The sequence below is a fragment of the Binatus sp. (SeqCode) genome, from assembly GCF_036522015.1.
Classification (GTDB): Bacteria; Desulfobacterota; Binatia; order Binatales; family Binataceae; genus Binatus.
The window spans coordinates 1-11210 of sequence record NZ_DATDGQ010000284.1 but is presented as its reverse complement, the minus strand read 5'-3'; the positions used below and the strand labels follow the sequence as shown (position 1 = coordinate 11210).

At 59.4% G+C, this 11210-nt stretch carries 12 protein-coding genes; 2 read left to right on the top strand and 10 right to left on the bottom strand.

Annotated features, from left to right (window positions below):
- Window positions 1-185 precede the first annotated feature (185 nt).
- Window positions 186-2351 carry a mechanosensitive ion channel family protein gene (locus VIW95_RS12180; RefSeq protein WP_331586824.1) on the top strand — a complete coding sequence of 722 codons (2166 nt, stop codon included), beginning with the start codon at window positions 186-188 and terminating at the stop codon, window positions 2349-2351.
- Between the two features lie 230 nt (window positions 2352-2581).
- Window positions 2582-3346, top strand: coding sequence for a DUF3800 domain-containing protein (locus VIW95_RS12175; RefSeq protein ID WP_331586822.1), 765 nt, complete (start codon window positions 2582-2584; stop codon window positions 3344-3346).
- 60 nt (window positions 3347-3406) lie between these two features.
- Here VIW95_RS12175 and VIW95_RS12170 read toward each other — a convergent pair whose 3' ends face one another.
- The 10 genes from VIW95_RS12170 to VIW95_RS12125 form a co-directional block, all read right to left on the bottom strand.
- Complete coding sequence (locus tag VIW95_RS12170) at window positions 3407-3847, bottom strand: hypothetical protein (RefSeq protein WP_331586820.1); 441 nt, start codon at window positions 3845-3847, stop codon at window positions 3407-3409.
- Window positions 3844-4002 (bottom strand): hypothetical protein, encoded by a 159-nt coding sequence (locus VIW95_RS12165; protein ID WP_331586818.1) that lies wholly within the window; start codon window positions 4000-4002, stop codon window positions 3844-3846. Before VIW95_RS12165 ends, VIW95_RS12170 begins: the two co-directional genes overlap by 4 nt.
- 32 nt (window positions 4003-4034) lie before the next feature.
- The gene (locus VIW95_RS12160; protein ID WP_331586817.1) at window positions 4035-4997 is read right to left on the bottom strand and encodes an IS1595 family transposase; all 963 of its coding nucleotides are present in this window, start codon (window positions 4995-4997) and stop codon (window positions 4035-4037) included.
- 169 nt (window positions 4998-5166) lie between these two features.
- A complete protein-coding gene (locus tag VIW95_RS12155; protein WP_331586815.1) occupies window positions 5167-5535 on the bottom strand; it encodes a DUF4870 domain-containing protein in 369 nt (122 codons plus the stop codon).
- A gap of 178 nt (window positions 5536-5713) precedes the next feature.
- On the bottom strand, window positions 5714-6166 hold the full coding sequence (locus tag VIW95_RS12150; protein WP_331586813.1) for a response regulator: 453 nt from the start codon (window positions 6164-6166) through the stop codon (window positions 5714-5716).
- Between the two features lie 16 nt (window positions 6167-6182).
- Window positions 6183-7238, bottom strand: a complete 1056-nt coding sequence (locus VIW95_RS12145; RefSeq protein WP_331586810.1) for a sigma-54 dependent transcriptional regulator — start codon at window positions 7236-7238, stop codon at window positions 6183-6185.
- A gap of 138 nt (window positions 7239-7376) precedes the next feature.
- Entirely contained in the window at window positions 7377-7883 is a 507-nt protein-coding gene (locus VIW95_RS12140) for a 6-pyruvoyl trahydropterin synthase family protein (protein WP_331586808.1), read from the bottom strand.
- A 17-nt stretch (window positions 7884-7900) separates the two neighbouring features.
- A complete protein-coding gene (locus VIW95_RS12135; RefSeq protein WP_331586806.1) occupies window positions 7901-8737 on the bottom strand; it encodes a hypothetical protein in 837 nt (278 codons plus the stop codon).
- A gap of 316 nt (window positions 8738-9053) precedes the next feature.
- On the bottom strand, window positions 9054-10151 hold the full coding sequence (locus VIW95_RS12130) for a ResA-like WAxxUGC motif-containing protein (protein ID WP_331586804.1): 1098 nt from the start codon (window positions 10149-10151) through the stop codon (window positions 9054-9056).
- Between the two features lie 476 nt (window positions 10152-10627).
- Window positions 10628-11210: PD-(D/E)XK nuclease family protein (locus tag VIW95_RS12125; protein WP_331586802.1), on the bottom strand; the 583-nt coding region annotated here is incomplete at its 5' end.

Genomic DNA, 11210 nt, shown 5'->3' with positions numbered 1-11210 from the left:
TTCGCTCAGGACAGGCTCTGCACCCAGTATCAAGAAAGAAAATCGGCACCGCCGCGGGATGCGGGACTTCGTCCCTGTTAGAGGTATTTTCGGGGGCGGAGCGCGGCTGGTGTTGCCAATCGAACTATCGTCCCTGCGATGGTAAGGTTTTTCTTTGACGCGCTTCGGGTCCGGACTTAATCGCGATGCTTTCCCGGTCCAAGATTTCGATTCTATTCGCCTGCATTGCGGGGGCGCTCGCAATCGCGAGCGCGGCTGCGTTGGCGCAGAGTCCTGCGACTGGGTCGCAGGGCGCGTCGGTGGCGCCGTCGGCGGCGGCGCCATCTACCGCTGTGAGCGGCGCCGCGCGGCCGGCGGCTGCGGCGAGTGCGGTGTCCGGCAGCGCAGCGGCGGGCGCGTCAGCGGCCGTGCTGCCGCCCGACGCGCATACCGTCATCGCGTACCTTAGCGACGTCATCAACTGGTACGGGCATCTCGGCGTCGAAGCGCAGCTGGTGCGCGATCCCGACGAGACGCTTTTTTTCGCCGACGACCGGCAGACGGCCGGCGAAGTACTGCGGCTGGCCTTCGAGTATGCACGCGCGCAAGCGGCGCTCATCGCGAAGACGGCTCCGAGCGCTGCCGTTGCCGCCACTGGATCGGGCAGCACGCCGTCGGGAACCGGCGCGGTCGCCGCTGGCTCGAGCGACACAACGCATACCGCGACGCTCGACGCCGCGGCGAACGCGCTCCGCGCTCAGATCAAGGACTTACAGGCGCAGCTCGCGAAAGCGCCGGCGCGCCAGCGCAATGCGATCACGTCGCAGATTCAGGACGCGCAAAGCCAGCTCGATCTTAACCAGGCGCGCGCCGATGCGCTCAAGGCACTGGCGCAGTTCGAAAGCGGCAGCGCGTCGCCCGATCAGAACAGCGGACTGGCCGCCCAAATCGACGAGCTCGAACATTCGATCGCCGATAGCAGCAAGAAGACGGTTGCGCTGCCGGCCGACGCCGGTTTAGTCGCGAGGTCCGAACCGACCGGGATTTTGGGCCTGATCACCGAACTGTTCACGCTCAGCAGCAAGCTCGACGCGCTGGAGCAGAACAGCGCGCTCGCACAAGGGCTGGCCGCACGCGCCGCGGGAGTCCGCAAGTCGATCCTTGCGGTGATCACCGGCCTCAACGCGCGCGGCGACAAGCTGGCGCAAGGAACCGGCGCGGGCGACGTCGCCGCTCTCCAGGATCGTAAGAAATCATTCGAAAGCCTGCTCGAAACGCACAAACTCGCGAGCGCCGCTGCGCTGCCGCTGAGCAAACAGATCGTGCTGCTCGGGATTTACACCGACAACGTCGGCCGATGGCACGCCGCGATCGAACAGCGGTGGAACAAGGAATTCCGCAGCCTCCTTATCCGGCTGATCGTGCTCGCCGCGTCGTTGCTGGTGATTTTCCTCGGCTCACTCGTGTGGCGATGGGTAACCGACCGCTACGTGACCGACATCCGGCGCCGCGGGCAGGTGATGGCAGCGCGGCGGCTCGTGCTCGGCATGCTGATCGTGATCGTAGTGATGGTGAATTTTTCCGACGAGCTGGGATCGGCCGCCACGGTGGTGGGCTTTGCCGCCGCCGGAATAGCCGTCGCGCTGCAGAACGTGATCCTGTCGATTGCCGGCTACTTCTTTTTGATTGGACGCTTCGGAATCAAGGCCGGGGACCGCGTGCAAATCGGCGGGGTGACCGGGGACGTTATTGATATCGGGCTGCTGAAACTTTCGCTGATGGAACTAGGCGGCACCGGGACGCATCGCGAGCCCACCGGGCGCGTGGCGGTGTTCTCCAACGCGATCGTGTTTCAGCCGTCGGGCAATTTCTTCAAGCAGGCGCCGGGCACCAGCTTCGTGTGGAACGAAGTGCGGCTGACGCTCGCACCCGACATCGACTACCGGCTGGCAGAGAAACGGCTACTCGACGCGGTGGACGAAGTGTTCGCGCGCTATCGCGACCGCGTGATGCGCGACTACCGGCATCTCGAGCGCGATCTTAACATCATGCTCGAAACGCCCAAGCCGCAGAGCCGGCTGCATCTGAGCCAGGCCGGCCTCGAGATAATCATTCGCTATCCCGCCGAGACTTACACCGCGCCGCAAATCACCGACGAAATTTCGCGCCGGGTGCTCGACGCGATCAACCGCGAGCCGAGCTTGCGCCTGGCGCCGCAAGGCACCGCGAACATCCAGTCGCAGGTTCCGCCGCCGGCGAGCGCCGAAGATAGCGCCGAGCAGCCGGCCGACGCCAATGGGCAAGCGGCGGCGGATGCACCGATCGGGGCGGTCGCAGAAAAGACCGCCGGGACGACGACCTCGAACAAGTAGAATTCTCAGCGTCGTGCAAGCATCGCATATGACGCAAGCAACCTCACCCCTAACCCCTCTCCCTTCAGGAGAGGTGATTTTGTTTGAATAGACAGTCACCTTGGGAATCGGGTACAATTCAGTCCGACTCGCGGCAGGCGAGTCATCGGAGTTGTATCAGTGCGCCTACTGTCCAATACGATGCATTCGCGCATCTCTGCGATGCTCTATGCCTTGGTGACAAGACCCTCGTGGCAGTCCTAACCGCTTATTTCGATGAAGCTGGGACCGACTCATCCAAGCCTGCCGTGGCGGTTGGCTGTTACGTCGCCACCAATGAGCAATGGAAGTATTTCAATACAGATTGGCAGTGGCTCAAGGATTGGCAGGAAATAAAGAAATACTTTCACCGTACCGATCAAGAATCATATTGGGAGCATGAAGAAACCAAGGATTGGGACCGAAATCGACAGATAACCGTTTACCAAGCGCAGCACGCGTTCATTCATGCCTACACACTAAAAGGTTTCGCGGGCACTGTTATCAAAGAGGATTACGACGATGTTATCGAGGGCGTGGACCGCGAAGCATTAGGAAATGCGTATGAGTTTTGCCTTCGTCATTGCCTTGGAAGACTCGCGGAATTTCTCGCGCAGCGTCCGAACGACGAAATCACATATATCATTGAGTCTGGCGCGGAGGGCGAACCACATTTGAAAAAGGCGTTTGACGTGCTTTTCGCGAGCCCGGAACACAGGAGATCTCTTCGTTTGAAGGATATTAATAGTTGGGGTTTCGTCGGCAAGAAAGCAGCGATGCCGCTACAAGCCGCAGATGCGCTCGCCTACGAAGCCGCTAAAGAAATGGAGAATCGCTTCGGTTTAGTAAAGCGCGACACAAGAAAGTCTTTTCTTGATCTGTACCGACACGGGATTGACGAGCTTCATTGGTGGCAGAGAGAAGCGCTAATTAAGCTACGCGAACAGGTTCACGCCAGCTTGCCAAAACCAGACTAATGCAACTTTTCACTTGACGCGCGGATCGTCGCTGTGCAAGGTGGTCATTGTCAGGGGAGTCTAATTGCCTTTCGGTTTAATTGGCTTGCCGATCGCTTCTTCGATTTCATCGAAAATTGCGTCTAGGTCAAGTAACTGAAGTTCGAGCAACGCTTGAACACGGTCGTAAGCGCCGAGCGACCGGTTCAGTATGCGATCTATTCGTCCTGGCGGTGCAGTCGGTATATCGTCCTTCGCCCTCTGGAAACGATTTGACATTTTCTCCAAATGGCGAGCCATGCGAGAGGAGTCCGCCACGGACTTTGCAAGACGGTGTGTATTGCGATCGAGAACGGAAATGCTGACGCTCTTCCTCAATTCGTCAGATCCTTCCATCGCGAGCGCTAGCAAAGCGGCGATCTTTTGGGCCACTCGATCGCGAAGATTTTCGCTCAAGTCTATCTTCGCCTGAATCTTGGAGAGTAGTTCGAGGCGCGACAGTAGCAGAGCAGTATCGGTCATTTGTCACGCTTGATTGCTTTCTCCAACACGCGATCGAATATCTTCAGATCGAAGTGGCGTAGTTCGTCGCGCAACTTTTCGTCGCTGGCGAGTTGTTTTGCGCTTGGAACGTACTTTTTTCGGGCCGTGCGGGCCGCGCGCTTTGGCGAAGTCACCGCGATATTTTAGCGCTTCCAAGTCCGCTCGGCTACTTACCGCACGTCGTAATCAATTCCGCGAATGCGTTCGGATTCTTGCGGTTGTTGAAGCGCCATGCGAACTCGTTCACGTACAGCGGCAGATACTCTTTGTTCACTTTATGATACGAACCGATAATTCCTCTTTTGAACAAACTCCAAAACCCTTCGATATTATTTGTGTGAGTAGTGCCGACTACGTACTCGCCAGCGCTGTGCCGGACCACGCGGTGATTCATGTCTGCGCCCAAGAGCCGGTATCCGCTGTGCTCATCGGTCGCAATCAGCTTCACGTCTTTTGAAACGGTTTGGCGGACGAAACTATCCAGAGTCGCGGTGTCGGTATTCTCGATCACTTTGGCGACGATCATTCCCTTGCGGGAGATCGCACCGATGACTGCAACTTTGTTTTTGGTTCCGGTCAAACCGAGCGCCTTGCGCTTGCTGGCGTGCATATTGTGCGCTTTCCCGCCGACGTAAGTTTCGTCAACTTCGATCTCGCCAGTGAGCGGGAATGCATCGCCTTTCATCGCAGCGCGCCAGCGATGGCAGATGTACCATGCGGTACGCCAGTCTGTGCCTGAATCCTCACCGAAGATGACGCGCCGGACCTGTAGCGAGCTAAGCCCTTTCTTCGCAGTCCACATCAAGTAGCCGATCTGAAACCAGATGCGCAGCGAGACTTTGGTATCTTCAAAAATTGTGTGCGTTGTCACGCTGAATCGGTATCCAGCGCGTCCGCCACAATCCTTGTTGCAGCAAGTCCATTTGAACGGAGTCTTGAGCGCATAGACTCGCTCTTTCCGATTGCAGCGAGGGCAGCGAACGCCATCGGGCCAACGCTTGGCGACGATGTATTCCTTGCACGCTTCATCGGTAGCGAACGCTTTGTTGAATTGTTCGTAAGTCATCATTGGTTGAGCACCATGTTTTGAACAGCCCATATGAACAGCACGAGAGCGATGGTCCAGCACGCAATGATTAAGAGGAAGCGAGTATTGCGCGCCCGATGTCCTCGCACTGCCATGATGTTAAATTAGCGCAGATTGTGATGACTGTCAATAGCAACAAAATCACCTTCAGGAGAGGGGAACCGGACGCGCGTTGTTCGCAAAGGCCCCTATAGTGAGAGGGGAAAGAATTCTACGCGGCGGGGGTGCCGGCGATGCTGTCGACGATGTCGGCCAGCTCGGGAATCCGGTAACGCTCGCCGTTGTACGCCTTGTACATCAGGATGACCCAGAACACCGCGAGCGCGATGTCGATCAGGGTCAGAATGAAGTTGAGCAGCGCTCCCAATCCGTGTGGCAGCACTGCGATGAAGACGTCGAAGACGACGGCGATAGCGAACCACGCGACCGAGAAGCCAATCGACTGGCGCGCGTGAAAACGAATGAACTCGTCCTGGTTGTACGGTTCGAGGTAAAGAAAAATCAGGCCGGTGACGAAGCCCAGCAGGTAGGTCAGCGCCGCGATAATGTTGGCTTGAGGTTTTCGGTAGTCACCGTCCATCGGGAATTCTCCTTCTCATCTCGAACGATGATCCCGGAAGAGATCGTCAGCACTAATTTGTAATGAAGGTATCAGGTGATCGCAATGCGGTTCCATGCAGCGGGCGCACTGCGGCAGGCAGACTCTTTAGAAGCGCGAGCGCAGTCCTGCAACCGATTCCGCGAAACGGCGAAAGGCCCTACTGCGAGCGATGCTTCCGCGTCGCCTCGAGACGATCCATCGCCGCGGTCACGCTACGCGCCGTCTCGACCACGTCGAGCTGCGCACGCACTCGGCCGGCGAGTTGGCGCCGAAATACGGGCTTGGCGAGGAAGTCGCTGACTCCCAGGCGCATCCCCTCGGCCCGCGCGTCGAGATCGTCGCGCGCCGTGATCATGATGATAGGTATTTCGGCGGTCATGGGATCATCCTTGAGCGCCTTGACAACCTCGAAGCCGTCCATTTCGGGCATCATCAGGTCGAGCAGAATCACGTCGACTTCGTTTTCGTGAACCAGTTTGAGACACTGCGCTCCGGAGTTGGCCTCTATTGGGACAAAGCCTTCGCGTTGTAAATGGCGGGCGAGGATTGCGACGGTGTCCTGGTCGTCGTCAACCACCATAATCTGTGGCGACCTGATTGCTTCATCCATAGGATTCCCTGCCCGTCTAGTCTTCCTCGCTTTCGTCCAATGACGCCGGAGCTATCACGCCGCAACGCCTCAGCTTGGCGGAAAAAGTCGTGCGCTTGAGTCCGAGCAACCGCGCCGCCGCCTGCTTGTTCCCCCCGGTTTGTTTGAGCGCGTCGTTTATCAATCTACCTTCCAATTCCCGTACCAAGTTGTTCAGGTTCAGTCCGCCATCTTTCAGCTTGACCGCAATCGGAGGGGTCGCAGGGCGCGCGCTCGCTACCATGTTCTCCGGCAGAATCGAGGTGTCGACGATCGAGCCCTCGCACATAATTGCCAGGCGCTCGACCATGTTCTCGAGCTCGCGCACATTGCCGGGCCAATCGTACGACCACATCGCGACCATCGCCTCGCGGCTGATTGCGATTTCGCGGCCGGGCGTGCGATCGCGGATTTGCTCGAGAAAGTGCTCGGTGAGAAGTGGGATATCGGAGCGCCGTTCGCACACCGGCGCAATCACGATCGGCACGACTTGCAGCCGATAGAAAAGGTCCTCTCGAAATGTTCCCTTCGCCACCGCCGCGCCCAGATCGACGTTGCTCGCCGCGATCACGCGCACGTTGACCCGCGTCGCCCGGTCCGCGCCAACCGGGCGCACCGCGCCGTCTTCGAGGACGCGCAACAGTTTCGCCTGCAACGCGCCCGGCATCTCGCCGATTTCGTCCAGGAAAATCGTGCCGCGATCAGCGGTCGTCAGCAGCCCGTGACGCGACCCCGCCGCGCCGGTGAACGCGCCGCGCTCATGCCCGAACATCTCGGACTCGAGCAGGTCGTGCGGAATCGCCGCGCAGTTCACCGGCACGAACGGCTGATTGCAGCGGGGCGACAGCGAATGGATCGCTTGCGCGACGACTTCCTTACCGGTGCCGCTCTCACCCGTGATCAGCACTGTCACCTCGGTGGGCGCGACGCGCTCGACTAACGCGCGCAGCTTCACGATCGCCGGATGCTCGCCGACGAGCGCACGCTCGATCGCGAACGGCGCCTCGACCTCGGCATATTTCGGCTGCAATCCCACTTTTATTTCGCTACGCAACGTACGAATCGAAAAGAACACCCCACCCGCACGCAGATCGTCTCACGCCGTGCATCCAGTTGACAGGGCGATGACAGCCAGTGAACAGATTAGACGAAGCAAGCTGCGGTTATTGTTACGAAGAGAACGCTAACGCGATCAAATATCGCTGGTCGAATTGCGATAATGCGCCGACTGTCCCGGCCCCTCGGCGACCGAGATTTCCATCGTGGTCACCAGGGTGAGCGCACCGCGCGCTCGCAACGCCGCCGCCAGCTCGTCCCAAATGTAGCGTGCGAGCTCCTCCGCCGAGCTATGCGCAATCGGCACGATACATACGTCGGCGGCAGGCAGCACGAACTCGTCGCGCTCGTAGCGGATTCGCACGACGCCGTCGGTGGGTCCGTCGATCGCCAGGCAATCGCTGTTGCCCGGCACGATCGTACGCTCGTCGAGGCGATCGACGATCTCCTTGGTCAGCTTTTTTATCAGCCCGAAATCGATCACGTAGCCGGTTTTCGCCAGGCCGCCTTCGACATACACGCCGACCTGGTAATTGTGGCCGTGCAGCGGCTCGCGAAATCCGGGGTAGGCGATAAAGTGCGCGGCCGAGAATTTCAGATTCTCTTTCGCGACATGGATTGAAAAATTCGCCTTCGACGCCATTCGAGTCGTCTCTGTCGCTACATCACTCGCGCCAGTTGCAGGAGCGCCGCAACGCTCGAGGTGCGCCGCGACGAAAACCGCTCGCTATACAGCGCCGCATCGATCGAGGTCGCCGCGAGGAACCGCTCGCGCTCGCCGGTGGCGATCGGCCCGAGATGCGCCGCGAGGTCACGCGCCCATCCGGCATTCTCATCGAATTGCGGCGCCAGGTCGCCTACGTCCACGCCATGCAATCCGCCGAGAACACACTCTGCGTAGTATCCTATTTGCCCGGCGCGATCGAAACCGGGAATTTCCGTGCGCATCGATTCTTCGAGCGAGAGCAGCCGGTCCATTTTGTATTGCTGGCGTCGCGAGGCAATCTTCGGGTCTCCGCTGCCGTCGAATCCCGACCCGATCGCAATTATCGCGACGCGTCCGTCATCGATTTCAATCGGATGGAAAATATATCCGGGCGACGTGTAGTCGAGCATCGTGCGCAGCGTGATGCGGTAAGCGAGCAGATCGAAATTAGTCCCGCTCGCGATTTCCATCAGAAACTCGCCGAGCGGCTGACCGGCGCGATCCGCAAGTCCGATCAACCCCTCGAACGCATCCGGATCATATTCCTCGCGCCGCGCGATCAGCGGCGCACATTCGCCATCGAAGGTCAGCAACAGACCGCCGATTCCAACGTCGTCTGCTGAAATCGACGCGCTGATTGGGACGCCGCGATCGACAGGCTCGATATCCATCGCGAGATACTTGCCGTGACTCGACGGCTTGGCCAGTCCGCGACGCGCGTTGTGAATCGAAACCGGATGCGCATTGCGCGCGACAAGCCGACTGGCGCCACCGCGCCTTTCAGCCAGCAATCCATAGCCGCTAAGCAGGGATCCATATCCGACGACTAATATCTCGCGATTGTGCAAAATTAATTCCGAAGCAGTGCACTTCTATCTTGAGCCGCAGAACCCTCACCTACCGGCCGCGATGCGGCCGGCCGCCTCTCCCGTAAAATAACGGGCGAGGTAAATTCCCGCCGCCCAATCCCAAAAGAGAACCTGACAGCAAAATGGCGTCCTCGCCATTTTGCGGTTAGTACTTTTCACTGGGTGCAGGGGTCACCCCTGCCGAGGGGAGCGTGAAACCCACCGCGGGTTTCACATTTAATTGAGTGATTTCCCCTGCCTAAATATCCTCCGCGCCGGGGTAGTACTTCCTGTCGCCCAGTGCATCGACCGCTGCCCAGAACTCGGGGCCGCCCGGCTTCATTGGATCTTCGAGCGCCCATGCCTGCCGCTTGTAGTTCCAGCTCTCCGGACGGAGCCGCTTGGCTTCCTCGAAATATTTCTGCGCCGCCGTCGCATGTCCTTTTTCGAACAGGTATTCGCCGAGTCTGAAATTCGCCGCGGCGCGGACCTGCGTATCGTCCGGCGTATGCATCCGCTTGAGCACTTCCGTCTTGTCGAGTGCGAAGCGGCTCGCCGGTCCATTCGCCACCCAATCGCGAATCGCGTCCTGGTACGCCTTGCGCTTTGCCTGCAACTCGCTCATCGCGTCGGCGGGAATCGAAAAGTCCGTGTGATTCATCTTTCGGAATGCGTCGGTGACGCCGGCAGGCTCGCTCGGCCGCACAATCTTGCCGAGCGTGTCGATCCAGACGGCAGTCGGCACGTTGACCATGTCGTAAAGCTCGGCGACGATATGTCTCCGATCGATCAGGCATGGGTAGGTGGGTTTCGCCGCCTTGATCCACGGCTCGGTGGCGGCATTGCCGCCGCTGTCGAATGCGATCGCTATCGGGATGAATCCTTTCGGTCCTAGTTCTTCGTAGAGGGCCTGCCAGACTGGCAGGTCAAAGCGGCATCCTCACCAGGACGCCCATGAAACGAGAAGAACTTTCTTGCCGCGATGCTCGGAGAGCGAATGCATCTTGCCGTCGAGATCGGGCAGGCTGAAATCCGGCGCATCGAGCGAAGTCAGGACGCGCTTTCTTTCCGCCGCAGCCTCGCCGAAGCACCACGCATCATGCTCCGCATCGGTCACGACGGGCTGCCCGAGCAGATTCGCCAGCGCAACGAGATTGTAGCGCCCGCCCGCGACGAACTCGCTCTTGCGCGCGTCGGGCACTGGCACGCAGACCTCGCCCTTGCAGAATCCTTGCGGCTTGAACTGCCATCCGCTGACCCGCTTCAGGTCGTCGGCACTGAGCCACAACTCGCCATCCGTCGATTTAGCATCGATGCCAGTGGCAACGTGTTCGCCGTAAATAATGTCGATAGTCATCTAGTTCCCTCGCGTCAGGATTTCAGCACAAATCGCTAACTGGCACCAAGCCCAGATTTATCTCTCCCGTTCTTCCCCTCTCCCATAATGGGAGAGGATCGAAGGTAAGGGTCCTTGTACAGCACGCTCCTTTTGCGCGCGAATAAAGATTCGGGTTTGCGAAAAGAGCCGAGATTCTTCGCTTCGCTCTGAATGACACAAACAACCGAATGAAACTCGAGCGTTACACACCGTTGGTTGATCCGCGATTGGGGGGTGCGTCGGCTGGCGTGGAGAAAGATCCGGGGTCCCTCGGCTTCGCTCGGGATGACACAAAAAACAGCTCTGAATGACACAGGAAAAAGAACCTGAGAGCAAAATGGCGTCCTCGTCATTTTGCGATTAGTACTTTTCACCGGGTGCAGGGGTCACCCCTGCCCAGGGAGGTGCGGAACCCACGGTGGGTTCCGCATTCAATTGAGTGATTTACCCTTCCACTAAATCCACAGAATCGCGCCGCTGGCCGGCCGGCCCGTACTCTCTCTCACCGCCCGCACGTAAAATCTGATCTGCGCGCGATACTCGTCGAGCCGCGGTGCGACTTCGACGTCAGTCTTGAAATCCACCACGGTCCAGACCGCGCCGTCGTTGGCGTTCTCCGCAAACGCGAGGTCCGCGATCCCTTCGACCGCGGTGCCGTCCTCGAGGCGGACAATCAGCGGACACTCGCGCATTACAGTTTGCGCCATTTTTGCCCGACGCATCAGCGGCGACTGGAGCGCGGCTACCACGGCAGACGCCGCCGCGGCGATCTCGTCGTCCGGCGCACCGATCATCCTGGCACCACTCGCCGCGAGCCGGCCGATCGCGCGCGCGTCCGCGTCGAACGGCGCACGCAACATCGTCAGATGCACGAGAGAGCCGAAGCGCTTGCCATGAGGCCGGCCGGGGTCGCGACGCGTCTGTTCGACTGCAATTGTTTCAGCAGACGCTGGTCCGGCGGGCGGCGCTGCAAGGGCAAGCTCGGTAGCAGTGGCGACATTGATTCGCGGCGTGGTTCCCGCCGCAAGCATCGTCGCC